Source organism: Rhizobacter fulvus (assembly GCF_964020785.1).
Window position 1 is genome coordinate 1861426 of record NZ_OZ224516.1, and the last position, 17241, is coordinate 1878666.

At 70.8% G+C, this 17241-nt stretch carries 15 protein-coding genes; 7 read left to right on the plus strand and 8 right to left on the minus strand.

What is annotated here, in order from left to right:
- Nucleotides 1-2: 2 nt before the first annotated feature.
- A complete protein-coding gene (locus tag ACWH49_RS08905; RefSeq protein WP_448171134.1) occupies nucleotides 3-1337 on the minus strand; it encodes a peptidylprolyl isomerase in 1335 nt (444 codons plus the stop codon).
- Entirely contained in the window at nucleotides 1330-3690 is a 2361-nt protein-coding gene (locus tag ACWH49_RS08910; protein WP_448174331.1) for an LPS-assembly protein LptD, read from the minus strand. The genes ACWH49_RS08905 and ACWH49_RS08910 overlap by 8 nt, the downstream gene beginning before the upstream one ends.
- A 140-nt stretch (nucleotides 3691-3830) precedes the next feature.
- Here ACWH49_RS08910 and ACWH49_RS08915 point away from each other — a divergent pair, with 140 nt between their 5' ends.
- Nucleotides 3831-4904 carry an aminoglycoside phosphotransferase family protein gene (locus ACWH49_RS08915; RefSeq protein WP_448171135.1) on the plus strand — a complete coding sequence of 358 codons (1074 nt, stop codon included), beginning with the start codon at nucleotides 3831-3833 and terminating at the stop codon, nucleotides 4902-4904.
- A gap of 10 nt (nucleotides 4905-4914) precedes the next feature.
- Here the strand turns inward: ACWH49_RS08915 and ACWH49_RS08920 are convergent, their stop codons facing one another.
- Both ACWH49_RS08920 and ACWH49_RS08925 read right to left on the minus strand, forming a co-directional pair.
- A complete protein-coding gene (locus tag ACWH49_RS08920; RefSeq protein ID WP_448171136.1) occupies nucleotides 4915-5196 on the minus strand; it encodes an excalibur calcium-binding domain-containing protein in 282 nt (93 codons plus the stop codon).
- On the minus strand, nucleotides 5193-6194 hold the full coding sequence (locus ACWH49_RS08925; RefSeq protein WP_448171137.1) for a LysR family transcriptional regulator: 1002 nt from the start codon (nucleotides 6192-6194) through the stop codon (nucleotides 5193-5195). Before ACWH49_RS08925 ends, ACWH49_RS08920 begins: the two co-directional genes overlap by 4 nt.
- 191 nt (nucleotides 6195-6385) lie before the next feature.
- Between ACWH49_RS08925 and ACWH49_RS08930 the strand changes: the two genes are divergently transcribed.
- The 5 genes from ACWH49_RS08930 (at nucleotide 6386) to ACWH49_RS08950 (ending at nucleotide 10874) form a co-directional block, all read left to right on the plus strand.
- The gene (locus tag ACWH49_RS08930) at nucleotides 6386-6868 is read left to right on the plus strand and encodes a DUF4148 domain-containing protein (RefSeq protein WP_448171138.1); all 483 of its coding nucleotides are present in this window, start codon (nucleotides 6386-6388) and stop codon (nucleotides 6866-6868) included.
- Nucleotides 6869-6969: 101 nt separating this feature from the next.
- On the plus strand, nucleotides 6970-8619 hold the full coding sequence (locus tag ACWH49_RS08935; protein ID WP_448171139.1) for an NAD(P)/FAD-dependent oxidoreductase: 1650 nt from the start codon (nucleotides 6970-6972) through the stop codon (nucleotides 8617-8619).
- 114 nt (nucleotides 8620-8733) lie between these two features.
- A complete protein-coding gene (locus tag ACWH49_RS08940) occupies nucleotides 8734-9081 on the plus strand; it encodes a GntR family transcriptional regulator (RefSeq protein ID WP_056466469.1) in 348 nt (115 codons plus the stop codon).
- On the plus strand, nucleotides 9081-9956 hold the full coding sequence (locus tag ACWH49_RS08945) for an ABC transporter ATP-binding protein (RefSeq protein ID WP_448171140.1): 876 nt from the start codon (nucleotides 9081-9083) through the stop codon (nucleotides 9954-9956). Before ACWH49_RS08940 ends, ACWH49_RS08945 begins: the two co-directional genes overlap by 1 nt.
- An 18-nt stretch (nucleotides 9957-9974) precedes the next feature.
- Nucleotides 9975-10874: a hypothetical protein gene (locus ACWH49_RS08950; protein ID WP_448171141.1), complete on the plus strand. Its 900-nt coding sequence runs from the start codon at nucleotides 9975-9977 to the stop codon at nucleotides 10872-10874.
- A gap of 27 nt (nucleotides 10875-10901) precedes the next feature.
- Here the strand turns inward: ACWH49_RS08950 and ACWH49_RS08955 are convergent, their stop codons facing one another.
- Nucleotides 10902-12377 (minus strand): M20 family metallopeptidase, encoded by a 1476-nt coding sequence (locus ACWH49_RS08955; RefSeq protein WP_448171142.1) that lies wholly within the window; start codon nucleotides 12375-12377, stop codon nucleotides 10902-10904.
- 20 nt (nucleotides 12378-12397) lie between these two features.
- On the minus strand, nucleotides 12398-13252 hold the full coding sequence (locus tag ACWH49_RS08960) for an alpha/beta hydrolase (protein WP_448171143.1): 855 nt from the start codon (nucleotides 13250-13252) through the stop codon (nucleotides 12398-12400).
- Nucleotides 13253-13302: 50 nt separating this feature from the next.
- Between ACWH49_RS08960 and ACWH49_RS08965 the strand changes: the two genes are divergently transcribed.
- On the plus strand, nucleotides 13303-14127 hold the full coding sequence (locus ACWH49_RS08965) for an enoyl-CoA hydratase-related protein (protein WP_448171144.1): 825 nt from the start codon (nucleotides 13303-13305) through the stop codon (nucleotides 14125-14127).
- A 25-nt stretch (nucleotides 14128-14152) separates the two neighbouring features.
- Here ACWH49_RS08965 and ACWH49_RS08970 read toward each other — a convergent pair whose 3' ends face one another.
- On the minus strand, nucleotides 14153-15208 hold the full coding sequence (locus tag ACWH49_RS08970) for an aldo/keto reductase (RefSeq protein WP_448171145.1): 1056 nt from the start codon (nucleotides 15206-15208) through the stop codon (nucleotides 14153-14155).
- 33 nt (nucleotides 15209-15241) lie between these two features.
- A complete protein-coding gene (locus ACWH49_RS08975; protein ID WP_448171146.1) occupies nucleotides 15242-17239 on the minus strand; it encodes a ferritin-like domain-containing protein in 1998 nt (665 codons plus the stop codon).
- Nucleotides 17240-17241: the final 2 nt, after the last annotated feature.

Genomic DNA, 17241 nt, shown 5'->3' on the forward strand with positions numbered 1-17241 from the left:
GCTCACTGCGGCGCTTCGCGCATCTCGATGTAGGCGCGGCCGCGCAGGTCGCGCACCCAGTCGAGGTAGGCGGCTTCGAACTTCTGCTCGCGCAGCACGTTGCGCGCCTGCTCGCGCTGCTGCTTCGCATCGAGCAGCACTTCGCGCCGCTCCAGCACCTGGATCAGGTGCACGCCGAAGCGCGAGAGCACCGGCTCGGAAATGCCGTTGATCGGGAGGGCGTTCATCGTTTCCTCGAACTCGGGCACGAACGTGCCGGGCGAAGTCCAACCCAGGTCGCCGCCGATCTGCGCCGAGCCGTCCTCGGAGTTCTCGCGTGCCAGCTGCTCGAACGACTTGGTGCCCGCGACGATCTGGCGCTTGAACTCGGCCAGGCGCCGGCCCGCGGCCTCGGCCGACAACTGCGGCGAGACGCGCAGCAGGATGTGGCGCGCATGCGTCTGTTGCACCGAGAACGCCGCGCCTTCCTGGCGCGTGATCACCTTCAGCACGTGGAAGCCGGCACCGCTCTTCAGCAAGGTCGGCGCGATTTCGCCCGACTTCAGCCCGCGCACCGCCTCGACGAACACGTCCGGCAGGCGATCGGCCTGGCGCAGGCCGATCACGCCGCCCTGCGCCTTGTTGCCGTCCTCGGAGATTTCGCGCGCGACCGCGATGAAATCCTCTCCGCCGCGCACCCGCGCGAGCGCCGCCTCGGCCCGCGCGCGGCGCTGCGCGACCACCTCCGCGCTCGCGTTTTCCGGCACCGTGACCAGGATCTGCGCCAGGTTCAACTGGACGCCGTTGCCGCTGGCGGCGCGGCGCTGCTCGATCAGCGCGTCGATATCGCTGTCGGTGATCCGGATGCGCTGGTTGACCTCCCGCTCGCGCACGCGCTCGACCGCCAGCTGGTCGCGCACGTTGTTGCGGAAGGTGCTGTACGCCATCCCCTGCTGCTGCAATCGTGCCCGCAATTGCGGCATCGTCATCTGGTTCTGCACCGCGACGTTGGCGACCGCGCGGTCGACCTCGGCCTCGTCGATCTTCGGACCGGTCTCGCGGGCGTTGGTGACCTGCACGCGTTCGTCGATCAGCGCATCGAGCACCTGCTTGCGCAGTTCGGCCGGCGGCGGCAGGGTCTGGTTGGTGCGCGCCGCCTCTTCGCGGATCCGCGCCAGCCGGGCTTGCAACTCGCCGTTGGTGACCAACTCCTGGTTGACGATGGCGACGATGTAGTCGGCCATGCTCGGCGCAGACGACGATCGGGTCTGCGCGGGCGCGAGCGGCACGGTCAGGCACAGCGCGAGCACGCTCGCGGTGCGCAGGGCAGCGCGGCGGAAGAACGAGAATTCAGTCATAGGCACTCGACGCTGGCGCCACCGCACGGCCTTCGCGCAGCAGCTTGTAACCGGGGATATTGTCCTTCAAGACCTGGAGCGGGTTGCTTCCGAGTCGGGACAGGCCGACGAGTTCCAGCTGGAACAGCAATCGGGTCGTGGCTTCGGACAGGCCGGTGGACTGGCGCGTCGCGACGACGCGGCCGATCCAGCACCCCGCGTCGTACTCGACGCCGACCACCGCATCGACCAGCCGGCGCTCCAGCGTGCTGTAGTTGACGCGCCCGACACCATACCAGCTGCCCTGGCAGCCGCTGCCGTCGGTCGAGCGCGGCCGCGAGGCATCCGGCGTCGGGCCGTAGAGCGGCCACTGCCAGCCGAGCTCCACCTGCTCGCTGAGGCCGCGGGTCAGCCGATAGGTCGCGCTGATCGTGCGGTACGGACCGGGCGAGTAGCGTGCGCCGATCACCGAGCGCGAGACCCGGTTGCTGTCCGGGCTGTACTGCACCGAGGCGTCGAGCGACCACGACGGGATCACCGTCGTCGAGCCGAGCAGGAGCAGGTCGGAAAAGCGCTGGGTCAGCGGCTGGCCGTCGGGCGTCACGAGCTGATCGCGCAGCAGGTAGCGCTGCGCGAGCCCGAGGCGCAGGCGCTCGGCGCCGGTGTCGGGGTCGATGAAGCGGGTGGTGACGCCGGCAGTGACCTGGTGCGCGTCCGAGACACGGTCGACGCCCGAGAACGCGTTCTCGGTGAAGATCGAGTCGAAGTTGAAGTCCTTCGCGTACGCGTCGAAGTTCGGCAGCCCGCTCTGGTCCCGGTACGGCGTGTTGACGTACAGCAGACGCGGCTCGAGTGTCTGGCGCATCGCCTTGCCGAAGATGCGGGTGTCGCGCTCGAACACCCAGGCGCTGTCCAGGCTCACGGTCGGGATGACGCGCGAGCCGTTCGCCGCGCCGGTCGCGACGCCGAGCGGCTGGTCGACGGCGTACGACGCGGCGTTGAACGCGATCTTCGGCGTCAGCGTCCAGCCCGGCGTGACGTACGGCCACGCGACGCTGCCCAGCGCATGCACGCGGTTGCCGGTGGGGCGCGGCACGAGCGACGCGTTGATGGGGTCGGTGAAGCGATTGAACTCGGTCTCGAAGCCGATTTCAAGCCCCGGCCCGAAGCGCCCGCCGTAGCGCGCGCCGAGCTGCGGAGCCCGCTCGTACGGCGCCTCGATGCGCGTGGTCGGGTCGACCGTCTGCAGCACCTGCCACTTCTGCACCCGGGCATAGGTGGTCCAGTCGCCGAACGGACGGCTGACCTGGAAATCGGACGGCAGCAGGCGCGGCGTCAGGCTCGAGGAGACGTCGCGCGGGAAGTCCTTCCAGTAGTCGTCGTCCGAGACGCGCAGCGCGCGCATCTGCAGGCGCAGGCCGTCGCCGAAGTCGCTGTCGTGCGCGGCCGCCAGCGAATAGCGCTCCCTGCCGGTGACGCGGTCGTTCGGCATCAGGTTGAGCTTGACCTCGCCGGCGTAGTTCGGCTCGAGGTAGCGGAACTCGGTTTCCACCGAGGGCCCGCGCCGCGTGCTGATCGCCGGCGTGATTGTCGCGTCGCGGTTCGGCGCGATGTTCCAGTAGTACGGCATCGAGAACTGGAAACCGCTCTTCGAATCCAGCCCCATGCTCGGCGGCAGCCAACCCGACTTGCGGTCGTCGGTGAGCGGAAAGCTCAGGCGCGGCGCCGCCAGGATCGGCACGCCATAGAAGCGCAGCACGCCGCCCTCGGCGATGCCCTCGTTGGTGGCGAAATCGAGGTGCACCTTGTCGGTGGTCAGCAGCCACGCCGGACCGCTGCCGGCGTCGTCGGCGGGACAACTCGTGTAGGTGGCGGCGGTTGCGGTCGCGCGCTGCTCGTCGAGGAAGTCGATGCGCTGCGCCGTGCCGCCCGCGCCGGTGCGCGCGAAGTAGTAGGTCGGGTTGCGGAAGAAGCCCTCGAAGCGCTGCACCTTCAGCTGCAGCTCGGGGCCGCTGTAGACATTGCCGTCGCGGCTGATGCGCACATGGCCGAGCGCGGTCGCGAGGTCGTCGACCTGCTCGTAGCGCAGCTTGTCGGCGCGGATCACCGTGCCACTGCGGCGGAATTCGACGTTCCCCTCGGCGACCGCGTCGAGCTCGGGGCTGCCGCTCACCGACTGCGCGTTCAGGATGATCGGCAGCCGGTTGGCGGCTTCGCCACGTACCGGCGGCTGCAGCGCGGGCGAGGCGCGCAGCTCGATCGGCTCGTCCGGACCCCGGTCCTGCGCGCACACCGGCGCCGCGAGCGCCGCGGCCAGCGCGGCCGCGAGTGGCGTCAGGAGCGGGCGCGCGAGGCGGGGTCGGGAGTGCAGCACCAAGGAGTGACGATCGAGAGCGTTGGGGAGTCGCCGGCCGTGGCGCGCCGCAGTGATGGCGGCGTGCCGTCACCCAGGCTGCCCGGGGCAGTGTGGTTTGTAGAATCGATTATCCACGAGCCCTCCAGCGACACCACCGATTGAGCACCCCGAGTTCCCCCGCGTCCGCCACCGCCGTTGCGTGGCCCGATGCTGCCCGCCACTCCGCCTTCGACGCCTGGCTGGCGCGCGTTGCGCCAGCGCACGGCCTCGATACGGGGACGCTGCGCGCCGCCTCCAGCGACGCCAGCTTCCGGCGCTACCTCCGGATCGACGGTCGCGGCGCGAGCTTCATCGTCATGGACGCCCCGCCGCCGCAGGAGGACGTGCGGCCGTTCGTCGCGATCGCCGCACTGCTCGAGCGTGCCGGGCTTCATGCACCGAGCGTCCTCGAACAGGATGCCGACCACGGCTTCCTGCTGCTCACCGACCTCGGCAGCACGCTTTACCTGAACGCGCTCAACGAGGCGGTCGCGCGCGACGACGCCGCGCGGCGCGAGAGCCTGATGCGCGACGCGATCCGCGCGCTCGTCCAGTGGCAGACCCGCGCCGACGCGAGCGGGTTGCCGCCGTACGACGACGCGCTGCTGCGCCGTGAGCTGCAGCTCTTCCCCGACTGGTGCGTGACCCGCGAGTGCGGTGTCACCTGGACGGCCGAGGAGCAGCAGACCTGGGCCGCCGCCTGTGACGCCCTGGTCGCCAGCGCGCTCGCGCAACCCACCGTCGCGGTGCACCGCGACTTCATGCCGCGCAACCTCATGGTCACGGCTGAGAACAATCCCGGCATCCTCGACTTCCAGGACGCGGTGCGCGGCCCGATCAGCTACGACCTGGCGAGCCTGCTGCGCGACGCGTTCATTTCGTGGGACGAGGAGCTCGAGATCGACTGGGCGGTGCGCTACTGGCAGGCAGCGCGCAAGGCCGGCCTCGAGCTGCCCGACGACTTCGGCGAGTTCTGGCGTCAGGTCGAGTGGATGGGCCTGCAGCGCCACCTCAAGGTGCTCGGCATCTTCTGCCGCCTGAAGCACCGCGACGCCAAGCCGAACTACAGCACCGACCTGCCGCGCTTCTTCAACTACGCGCACAAGGTCTCGTCGCGCTACAACGCGTTGCGGCCGCTGTCGCGGCTGCTGGAGCCGCTGATGGGGGCAGAGCGTATCGAAGGGTTCTACTAGCCGGCGCGCGTCAGCGTGCGCACCACTGCTTCTCGCACGGGACGCCGTCGTGGTCGCCGTCCATCTTCACGCCCGGGCAGTTGAGCAGGGCCGCGGCACGCCGCTGTTTCTCCGCGGCGTTGAGTTCTTCGAGCGTCGGCTGCTTGCGGATCTGGCCCGAGGAACCGGGCCCCTGCTGATAGGTGACCGTCCCGTTCACCACGCACTGGTTCGGCGGCGCGGCTTCGACACGCGCCATCGCGCCGCCGAGCGCGGCCGCCAGGGCCAGGGTCAGAAACCGATAGTTGCTCATGCCGTCAACTCCAGCGACGCCTGCACCGGCGCGCCCTTCTTCGGCCGCGGCTGGGTCTCGCAGCCAGCGGCGATCAGCCACGGGTCGCGCTCCTCGCCGCCGAAGGTCTTGACCAGGAAGTCGACGAACACCCGGGTGCGCGCAGGCACGTGCTTGCGGGTCGGCATGCCGGCGTAGAGCGTGGTCGTGAACAGGTGCCACTGCGGCAGCACGCGCTCCAGCGCGTTCTCGAGCAGCGCATCCTCGGCGACGAACGACGGCAGCCCGGTGATGCCCAGGCCGGCCAGCGCCGCCGCGTACATCGTGTCGGTGTGGATGGTGCTGAGCCCCGAACGCTTGGGCACCAGCGTGTACGACTCGCCGGGCGGCTCGTCGTCGCCGCCGGCGCCGGTTTCCAGCACCAGTTCGCGCAGGAACGGCGGCACCATCGATTCGTGGCTCTCCAGGTCCTTGGGGTGCTGCGGCCGGCCGCGCTTGTCCAGGTATTCGGGCGACGCGCAGAGCACGACTTCCGAACGCGCCAGCCGCCGCGCGATGAAGTTGCCATCCAGCGGGCGCCGGCCTTCGGTGAGGATGCTGACGTCGAAGTTCTCGTCGACCGTCTCGACCGGCCCCGGCACCGACAGCTCGATCGAGACGCGCGGGTAGAGCGCGCGGAACTTCGGCAGGTGCTTGGCGATCTGGTGCACCGCGAAGGCCGGCGGGCACAGCACGCGCAGGTGGCCGCGCGGCTCGGCGGTGGCGGCCGTCGCCAGGGCCTCGGCCTCTTCCACTTCCGTCAGGATGTGGCGGACGCGTTCGAGGTAGAGCTCGCCGGTGTCCGTGAGCGACAGGCGGCGCGTCGTGCGGTTGATCAGCCGCGAGCCCAGGTGCTCCTCGAGGTCGGCGACGAGCCGCGTCACGACCGCGGGGGACAGGTTCAGCTCACGGGCGGCCCGGGCGAAGCTGCCTTCGTCGACGACCCGCGAGAACACCCGCATGGAATGCAGTCGGTCCATGTGCAACTCCCGGCTTTGTTTCTATTTCAGCAATGTGCAATTGAACCATACGCTGTTTATTGATGCTTCGGCAATGCCTACAGTTCATCCCATCGATGAGGAAGACCTCACCGAGGTTGGACAAGACGGCACCGAACAACAACCGCCGCCCTGCCCGGAACGTCAATCACATTGGATCGAAAGTCATCACCATGAACAGCAAGTTCCTCTATGCCGCCACCGTCGCCGTCTCGTTGATCAGCTCGCTGGCGTTCGCCGACGAAGCGCCGATGACCCGCGCGCAGGTCAATGCCGAAACCCAGCAAGCCATCGCCAACGGCACGCTGCGCCGCACCGACTACGACGTCGGTTCGTACCGCCCGCAAGCCGTCGCGTCGACCGTGACGCGCCAGCAAGTCGCCGTCGAGCTGGCGGAGGCCAAGCAGGCCCGCAAGGCGCTGGTCGGCCCCGACGCGAACCGCACCTACAACCCGTTCGGCACGCAGGTCCTGGAGACCTCGACGCTGGCCCGCAGCGAGGTGAAGGACGAGGTGCTGCAAGCCGCCCGCGCCGGCACGCTGCAACGCACCGACTACGACGACGTGGCCTCGTTGACTCGCCAAGCCAACCAGCACGCCGCCTCGGCGACGTTCGCGCAGCGCGTCAAGGCGAAGTTCGCCCGCGACGCGAGCTGATCGCCGCCGCGCGCAACACGCGACACAGGCCGCCTGCGGGCGGCCTTTTCCATGGCACGGCGACAATAGCGGGCTCATGCTGACGACCCTCGCTCCCTGACGTGCTGCGCATCACCGAACTGCGCCTGCCGCTCGGCCACGCCGACGACGCCCTGCGTCCGGCGATCGTCGCGCGGCTGGGCATCGCCGACCACGCGCTGTCCGCGTTCACCGTCTTCAAGCGCAGCTACGACGCGCGTAAGAAGGCCGCGATCGTGCTGATCTACACCGTCGATTGCGAGGTGCGCGACGAGGCCGTCGTGCTCGCCAGGCTGGCCGGCCAGCCGCACATCCGGCCGACGCCGGACACGGCCTACCACTTCCTCGGCCACGCGCCGGTCGACTGGCCGCGCGAGCCGCGCCCGGTCGTGATCGGCTTCGGCCCCTGCGGCATCTTCGCGGCACTGATCCTGGCGCAGATGGGCCTGCGGCCGATCGTCCTCGAACGCGGCAAGGCCGTGCGCGAGCGCACCCGGGACACCTGGGGCCTGTGGCGCAAGAACGTCCTGAATCCGGAGTCGAACGTGCAGTTCGGCGAGGGTGGCGCCGGCACCTTCTCCGACGGCAAGCTGTGGAGCCAGATCAGCGACCCGCGGCACCTGACGCGCAAGGTCCTGAACGAATTCGTCAAGGCCGGCGCGCCCGAAGAAATTCTGTTCGTCGCGAAGCCGCACATCGGCACGTTCCGGCTGGTCGGCATGGTCGAGAAGATGCGCGCGGAAATCGAGGCGCTGGGCGGCGAGATCCGCTTCGGGCAGCGCGTGACCGACCTGCTGATCGAGGGCGGCGCGGTGCGCGGCATCACCTTGGCCGGCGGCGAGCAGATCGCCGCCGAGCACGTCGTGCTCGCGCTCGGCCACAGCGCCCGCGACACCTTCGAGATGCTCCACGCACGCGGCGTGTTCATGGAACCGAAGCCGTTCTCGATCGGCTTTCGCATCGAGCACCCGCAGTCGATCATCGACCGTGCGCGCTTCGGGCCGAACGCGGGCCACCCGATCCTCGGTGCGGCCGACTACAAGCTGGTCCACCACGCCCAGAATGACCGCTCGGTCTACAGCTTTTGCATGTGCCCGGGCGGCACGGTGGTGGCGGCCACCTCCGAGCCCGGCCGGGTCGTCACCAACGGCATGAGCCAGTACTCGCGCAACGAGCGCAACGCCAACGCCGGCATCGTCGTCGGCATCGCGCCGCAGGACTACCGGCAGGACGGGCGCGCCGACGGCCCGGTGAATCCGCTCGACGGCATCGCGTTCCAGCGCTTCTGGGAATCGCGCGCGTTCGAGCTCGGCGGCGGCAACTACGAGGCGCCCGGCCAACTCGTCGGCGATTTCCTCCAGGGCACGCGATCGACGGCGTTCGGCAGCGTGCTGCCGTCGTACAAGCCCGGCGTGAAGCCGACCGACCTCGGCGCGCCCGGCCACGCCGCGCTGCCCGACTACGCGATCGACGCGATCCGCGAGGCGCTGCCGGCGTTCGAGCGCCAGATCCGCGGCTTCTCGATGTCCGACGCGATGCTCACCGGCGTCGAGACCCGCACCTCGTCGCCGCTGCGGATCACGCGCGGGCGCGATTTCCAGAGCCTGAACGTGCAGGGCCTGTACCCCGCCGGCGAGGGCGCAGGCTACGCCGGCGGGATCATGTCGGCCGGGGTCGACGGGATCGAGGTCGCGGAGGCGGTGGCGCGCAGGCTGCTGAAACTGCCCGTCTGAACGGCGCCGCCATTGCGGTTCGTCGGCCGCTGCTGCAGCCTGTCGCAAAGCACGGGCACGGGTCTCGGGCCGCCGCTACAGTGTCCTACATCAGTAACACACTGAACGGACGACATGCACACCTGGAACGAAACCGCGCCGATCTACCGGCAGCTGGCGGACCGCCTGACCGGCCAGCTGCTGGCCGGCGACCCGCCCGAGGGCGAGGCGATGCCGTCGGTGCGCGCGCTGGCGAGCCGCTACCTGATCAACCCGCTGACGGTCGGCCGCGCGCTGCAGATGCTGGTCGACGACGGCCTGGTCGAAAGCCGGCGCGGCGTCGGCATGTACGTGCAGACCGGCGCGCGCTCGCGGCTGCGCAGCGCCGAGCGCGAACGCTTCCTGAACGAAGAATGGCCGCTGCTGCGCGCGCGCTTGCGCCAGCTCGGCATCGGCCCCGACGAACTGAACTGGACACCCTGATGACCACGCCCCTGATCGAAGCCCGCGGCCTGACGGTGCAATACGGCAGCAAGACCGCCGTGGACCACATCGACTTCGCCATCCCGCCCGGCCGCGTCGTCGGCCTGCTCGGCCACAACGGCGCCGGCAAGACCTCGCTGATGAAGGCGCTGGTCGGCCTGGTGCCGTGCAGCGGCGAGCTGCGCGTGCTCGGCCTGGCGCCGCAGCGCGAGCGCGTCGCGATGCTGGAGTCGCTGTGCTACATCCCGGACGTGGCGGTGCTGCCGCGCTGGGCCCGCGTCGACCAGCTGATCACGCTGATGAGCGGGCTGCACCCGCGCTTCTCGGCCGAGCGCGCGCGGGCGCTGCTCAAGCGCACCAGCATCGGCCCGCGCGACAAGGTCAAGACGCTGTCGAAGGGCATGGTGGTGCAGGTGCATCTGGCGCTGATCGCCGCGGTCGACGCGCGCGTGATGGTGCTCGACGAGCCGACGCTCGGCCTGGACATCCTGTCGCGCAAGTCGTTCTACGAGATGCTGGTCGACGAGTGGTGCGACGGCGAGCGCAGCGTGCTGATCTCCACGCACCAGGTCGAGGAAATCCAGCCGCTGCTCAGCGACGTGATCATGCTCAACGAAGGCCGCGTCGTGCTCGCGACCAGCCTGGTCGACATGGACCAGCGCTTCGTCGGCCTGAGCCACGACGCCGCTGCGGCCGACCGCGTGGCCGCGGCGCACCCGCTGCTGCGCTACCGCCAGCAGGGCCAGGCCGCGGCGCTGTTCGACGGGCCGCCGCCGGCCGACGTGGCGGCGCTGGGCCAGCGCTTCCAGCCCAGCCTGGTCGACCTGTTCGTCGCCCTCACCCGCGCTCCCGAAATGAACCGGACGGTGGGCTGAATGGCCGCCGCTCACACCATGACCACCGCCTCCCGCTTCAACACCCTGCTGCTGCGCGAATGGATGCAGCACCACCGCGGCTGGCTCGCGCTGATGCTCGCGCCACCGCTGATCCTGCTGCTCGTCGTGCCGTTCGGCACGGTCGAGTTCGGCCCCGGCGAGCTCGGCCCGCTGCCGGCGGTCGGCATGATGCTCGCGGCGATGTTTGGCGTGCCGGCGCTGGTGCTCGGCATCACCGCGATCGCGCTGCTCTTCCAGACGCCGGGGCTGGCGCGGCGCGACCGCCAGGACCGCTCGATCGAGTTCTGGCTGTCCCTGCCGACGAGTCACAGCGCCAGCGTCGCGGCGCCGCTGCTGATGCACCTGGTCGTGGTGCCGCTGCTCGCGCTCGCGATCGGGGCCGCGTTCAGCTACGCGATCGGCTTCGCGCTGCTCTGGAAGGTGTTCGGCAGCGCGCAGGCGCTGGCGTTGCCGTGGGGGACGCTGCTGGCCGTCGGCCTCACCGGCCTGCTGCGCGGCCTGCTCGGCGTGCTGCTGGCGCTGTTCTGGCTGATGCCGCTGCTGCTCGCGACGATGGCCGCCTCGGCCTGGCTCAAGCGCTGGGGCATGCCGGTGCTGGCGCTGGTGCTGGCGCTCGGACACAAGCTGCTGGCGACGCTGTACGGCATCACGATCGTCGGCGACACGCTCAGCGCGCTCGGCCGTCAGGCCGGCCTGGCGATGCTGCACGGCAAGCCGCCGACGCCCCGCGGCAGCGCCGAGGCGGCGATCGCCTGGATGGCCGAGGCGCCGCGGTGGTTCGCCGCCGACGCGCTCGACGCGCTGCATGAACTGGCCCAGCCGCTGGCGTTGTTCGCGCTCGCCGCCAGTGCCGCGTGCTTCGCGCTGCTGGTGCTGCGGCGCAGCCGCAGCGGCTGAGCCCGGGCGCGGCGCCCGGGCCGTCGTTCAGGGGCAGGCGGCCATCACCTGCGCGACGGCCGCGGTGAGCTTCTTGCCGTAGGGCACGTGCAGGAACTCGTTCGGGCCGTGCGCGTTGCTCTTCGGGCCGAGCACCCCGCAGACCATCATCTGGGCGGCCGGGAAGCTCTTCTGCAGCATGCTCATCAGCGGGATCGTGCCGCCCTGCCCGATGTAGCCGCACGGCGCGCCGTAGTGCGCCTGCGAGGCCGTGTTCAGCGCGCTCTCCAGCCACGGCGCGAGGCTGGGCGCGTTCCAGCCGGTTGCGCCGAACGCGCCGGCGCGGCCGTCGGGCGAAAACGTGACCTTGGCGTTGTACGGCGCGTTGTCCTCGAGCAGCGCCTTCAGCTTCAGCGCGGCCTCGTTGCCGTCGATCAGCGGCGGCAGCCGCAGGCTGAGCTTGAACGCGGTGTAGGGGCGCAGCACGTTGCCGGCGTTCTTCAGTTCCGGAAAGCCGTCGGCGCCGGTCACGCTCAGCGTCGGCTTCCAGGTGCGGTTCAGGAGCGCCTGGGTCGGGTCGGTCGTGGTCGGCAGCGCGACCGTGCCGTCGGCGCCGCAGGCCCACGGGAAGCGCTTCCAGACCCCGTCGCCGAGGATCGCCGCGGTCGTGCGGGTCTGCTCGATGCGGTCGGCCGGGATCTCGCAGTGGAAGCTTTGCGGCAGCAGGTCGCCGGTCTTGCTGTCTTCGAGCCGGTCCAGCACCTGGCGCAGGATGCGGAAGCTGGACGGCACCAGCCCGCTGGAATCGCCCGAGTGCACCCCTTCGGTCAGGATCTCGACCTTCAGCACGCCGCTGACCATCCCGCGCAGGTTGGTGGTGAGCCAGAGCTGGTCGTAGTTGCCGGCGCCGCTGTCGAGGCAGACGACCAGGCTGACGTTGCCCAGGCGCGGCTTGAGCGCGTCGATGTAGGCCGGCAGGTCGAACGAGCCGCTTTCCTCGCAGCTCTCGATGATGCCGACGCAGCGCGGCCGCGGGATGCCCTGCTTGTCGAGCGCCATGATCGCGGTGAGCGAGGCATAGACCGCGTAGCCGTCGTCGGCGCCGCCGCGGCCATAGAGCAGGCCGTTCTCGTACTTGGGCGTCCACGGGCCCAGGTCGTTGCGCCAGCCGTTGAACTCGGGTTGCTTGTCGAGGTGGCCGTAGAGGCAGATCGTGTCGGTGCTGCCGGGCTTGGTCGCCGGCACCTCGAAGAAGATCACCGGCGTGCGGCCCTCGATGCGCACCACCTCCAGCTTCAGGCCGGCGACGTTCTTGCTTTCGACCCAGGCCGCGGCGTCGCGGATCACCTTCTCGAGGTGGCCGTTCGCGGCCCAGTCGGCATCGAACATCGGGCTCTTGGCCGGGATCGCGATGTAGTCGGTGATCTTCGGGACGATCTCCTCGTCCCACATCCGGCTCGCGTACTGGGCGATGGCATCGGCTTCGTCGGGCTGCACGGGCAGCAGGGGGTCGCGTGCGTTCATGGCGTCGTTCTCCTCAACGGTCAGTGGCCAGTGTAGGGCGCCGTGCCCAGCCACGCCGTCAGCGCGGCCAACACCTCGGCTTGCTCGGGCTCGTTGAACAGCTCGTGGTACAGCGCGGGGAAAGCCCGCACCGTGGCGACCGATGCGGGCGCCGCCGCGGCGAACGCGGCGCTGCCGGCGGGCACGACGCAGCGGTCGGCGCCGGCGTAAAGCAGCAGGGTCGGCACGCGCCATTGCGCGGCCTGCGCGCGCACGAACGCGCCCGCGTCGGCCATGAAGCGCACCAGCTTCGCCGATACACGGTCATGCACCAGCGGGTCGTCGATGTAGGCCGCGACGACGGCCGCGTCCCGCGAGACCCACTCCGGCTCCAGCCCGTTGCCGATCGCGAAGTTCGGCGCCAGGCGGCGGAGCACGGCCAGCAGCGCCTGCTGCGCGCCGCCGAGGCCGATGTCCAGCGCCGGCGACGACAGCACCAGCGCATCGACCGCACGGTGCCACCGCGGCGGCTTCGGTTCGAGCCCGGCCGCGACCATGCGCGCCGCGACCGCGCCGCCCATGCTGTGCCCGAGCAGCACCAGCGGCCCCGGGCGCGCCGCGCGCACCGCGTCGATCACGCGCGCCAGATCGCGCAGCAGGTCGTCGGGGTGGTGCAGCCGGCCGCGCGGGCCGTCGCTGTCGCCATGCCCGCGGTGGTCGTAGGCGACGACATGGTGGCCGTGATTCACCAGGTGCGCCGCGACGTGCGCGTAGCGGCCGGCGTGCTCGCCGAGGCCGTGCACGATCAGCACCGTGCTGCGCGCGTCGGTGGCCGGCCACTCGCAGGTGCGAAGGGTCAGGCCATCGGCCGTGGTCAGGGTCGTCGGCATCGGCATGGGCGGCAGTGTAGGCTGCCGGTTTCGCGCGCCGCATCCACAGGAACACCATGAGCAACGACTTCTTTTCGCTGGCCGTCGACAACGGCATCGCCCACCTGCAATTGAACCGCCCGGAACGCCTGAACACGATGGCGCCGCCGTTCTTCCCGCTGCTGCGCGACGCGGTGCGCGGGCTGCAGACCACCGGCGACACGCGCGTGCTGGTGATCTCGTCGACCGGCAAGCACTTCTGCGCCGGCATGGCGCTCGACGTGTTCGGCGCCGACGACGCCATGTTCGTCACCGCCACCGCGCGGGCGCGGCTCGCGTTCCAGGAGACGCTGCGCGAACTGATCGACTGCTTCAGCGCGCTCGACGAGGCGCGCTTCCCGGTCGTCTGCGCGGTCCAGGGCGGCTGCGTCGGCGGCGCGCTCGACCTGGCGACCGCCTGCGACATCCGCGTCTGCACTGCCGACGCGTTCTTCACGGTGCAGGAGATCCACATCGGCATGATGGCCGACCTGGGCGTGCTGCAGCGCCTGGCCAAGATCGTGCCGCCCGGCATGGCGCGCGAGATGGCCTACACCGGCGACCGGGTCGGCGCCGAGCGCGCGCTCGCGGTCGGCCTGGTCAACGCGGTGCTGCCGGATGCCGACGCGGCGCTCGCCCACGCGATGACGCTCGCACGCGCCATCGCCGCCAAGTCACCCCTGGCGATCACCGGCAGCAAGCTGGCGCTGAACCACGCCCGCGATCACGGCACCGCCGCGAGCCTGGCGCAGATGACGCTGCTGCAGAGCGCGATCTTCGACACCGACGAGATGGCGGTCGCGATCGCGGCCTGGAAGACCAAGGCCACGCCGGAGTTCGCGGCGCTTTCCTCGACGCGCTGAGCCGCGCGCCGCGCCACGTCGCCGATCAGCGGCTGCTGCCGGGCGGCGTGCCGGCGAGCTGCTGGCGGCGCGCGCCGCCCTGGCGCTTCAGCATCCAGCCCGGGTACTCGGTCGGCAGCGCGCTGACGGCGTCGATCGCCGCCAGCTCATCGGCCGTCAGCGCCACCCTCGTCGCGGCGATGTTGTCGGCCAGCTGGTCGGGCCGCTTGGCGCCGACGATCACGCTCGTCACCTGCGGCTGGTGCAGCAGCCACGCCAGCGCGATCTGCGCGACCGAGACGCCCTTCGCGTCGGCGATCACGCGCATCGCATCCACGCAGTCCCACGCGCGGTCGCGGTTGACCGGCGGGAAGTCGAACTGCGTGCGCCGGCTGCCGGCCTCGCCCTGCTGGTCGCGGCCGTACTTGCCGCTGAGCAGCCCGCCGGCCAGCGGGCTCCAGACCATCAGGCCGACGCCTTCGCTCTCGAGCATCGGCACCAGCTCGCGTTCGAGGTCGCGCCCGGCGACCGTGTAGTACGCCTGCAACGACTCGAAGCGCGCCAGGCCGTGGCGCTCGGCGATGCCCAGCGCCTTGACGATCTGCCACGCTGCCCAGTTCGAGACGCCGACGTAACGCACGTGGCCGTGCCGCACCAGCTGGTCGAGCGCGCGCACCGTTTCCTCGATCGGCGTGGCCGGATCGAAGCCGTGGATCTGGTACAGGTCGATGTGGTCGAGCTGCAGCCGCGCGAGGCTCGCCTTGACGCCGTCGGCGATGTGGCCGCGCGAGGCGCCGCGCATGTTCGGCCCCGGCCCCGTTTCGCCGAACACCTTGGTCGCGACGACGACGCTGTCGCGCGCGACCTTCAGGTTCTTCAGTGCCTGGCCGGTGATCTGCTCGGAGACGCCGCCCGAATACACGTCCGCGGTGTCGATGAAGTTGATGCCGGCATCGAGCGCGGCGCCGACCAGGCGTTCGGCATCGGCCTGCTGCAGGTCGCCGATCTGGCCCCAGATGCCGTCGCTGCCGCCGAAGGTCATGGTGCCCAGGCAGAGCTCGGACACGAACAGGCCGGTGCGGCCGAGAGGATGGTGGCGCATGGTTTGGGACTCCGTTGAGGGATGGGAACGCGCTCAGGCGCCGTCGGCGACGAAGCCGGTGCGGCCGTGCGAGCCGTCGCAGAACGGCTTGTTCTGCGACTGGCCGCAGCGGCACAGCCAGGTGGTGGTGACGCGGTCGACCGTGCGACCGGTGCCCGAGCAGATCTCGAGGTTGCCCTTCACCTCGAGCGGGCCGTTGCGCGTGGGCGTGACCTCGAGCGGACCGTTGCGCAGCGCGAGCGGCTGCGACTCGCGCGTCGCCGGCTCGCCGCTCGCCTTGAAGCCCGCCGCGTTGTGCGAGCCGTCGCAGAACGGCTTGTTGGCGGACGCGCCGCAACGGCACAGCGTCGCACGGAAGTGCGAACCCGTCGCGTTCTCGTGGCCGACGAGGTGCATCTCGGCCACCACCGCCAGCGGGCCGTTCTCGCGCACCCGCAACGCGTTGACGCGCGGCGCGGCCTCGTCCGGGCCGCCGTCGAGCCGGTCGTAGGTGATCGCGCCGGACGGGCAGGCGGCCGCGACGATCGCAATCCGCTCCGGCGTCGCCTTGTCAGGGAACAGCCATTCGCCCGGTGTGTTCGCGAGGAACACCTCGGGCTCGCCAAGCACGCACATCCGCGCATGGATGCAGCGCTGCGTGTCGAAGCGCAGCAGCACGTCGCGGCCGCGTGCCTCGTCGGGGGCCTTGGGGGCGGGCGCGGCGGCGGGTGTGGCGGCGGGTGTGGCGTCCATCGGGTTCTCCTTCACTGCGGGCTCGGCCGGCGGCACAGCGCCTTCCGGCCAGCGGCGATCATGTTCCGCCGACCAGTGGTCGGAGAAGCGCTGCAGGGTCTTTGCGTGGCCGGCCAGCGACGGCAACTGGGCGGCGAGCGTCGCGAACCGGTCGGCCACGCAGCCGAAACGCTCGGCCAGCAGCAGCGTCGCGGTCTCCGGCGACAGGAACGCGAGCACGGTGCGCGAGGCGGTGAACGTCAGGCCGGCATTCGCGCCAGGGTGGCGCCCGGGGTTCGCCGGCAGCCCGCTGAGCAGCGCGCCGACCTCGGCCAGCGTGTGCATCAGCGCCAGCGTCTGGTCGCAGATCGCCTGGCGGCGCGCGATCGCCGCGGGGCTGCTGGGCACCACGTCGGACAGAGCGGTCAGCAGCCGCAGCATGAGCTCGTAGCAGACGTTGCCGGCGTCGAGCAGCGTCGCGGCCGGTTCGGCGACAACCTGGACGCGCGTGGCCGGGTCCACCGGATCGCGCAGCACCGGGTTGCGCGCCGCCGCACGCGCCGGCACGAAGCCCGGCCGCGCGCGCGTCAGCGCCTCCCACTCGCGGCGGATCGCGCGGAAGCGCGCGTAGTGCGAGCCGGCCTTCTCGTCCCGCGAGCCTTCGCCCTGGTGGCGGATGAATTCGAGCGCCTCGTGCGCTTCGGCCAGGCTGCCGATCGTCATGATGCCGGGCAACCGGAAGTCGGCCGGGCCGAGTTGCGAGTCGCGCGGGCCGATGAACAGTGCCGGCTCGCCGAGGTGGCCCGCGATCAGGTCGCAGCTCTGCGCGATCGCCTCGTACAGCTCGCCGACGGTGGCGTAGTCGTCCGCCACCTGCATCAGCCGGCCAGCGGGCGCGTGGCGTTCGTAACGGGCCTTCTCGTAGCGCGCGCCGTCGCGTTCGGCCACGTCGGCCGGGCGCTCGAGGTAGACGAAGTGATCGAGCGTGGCCGCGTCGAGCGGCGCCAGCTCGACCGCTACGTCCGCCGGGAACAGCCCCGGCGCGATCGGGAAGTTGAAGCGCCGGTAGTGCGGGCGTGCGCCGACCGCGATCGCGAGGTTGTTGGCGAGAACGAGGTGCAGCATCTCGTCGGTCGCGATCGCGATGATCTCGCGGCGCCAGCGCTGCACCGCCTCGAGCTCGTGCGGCTGCAGGTCCTCGTCGACCGACTGCTTCAGCGAGAACGCAGCATAGAGATACGTGCACATCAGGCAGTGCTCGATCTCGGCCGCCTCGGCGAGCAGCCCGACCAACTGGGCGCGGTGCGTCGCCGGGCGCATGG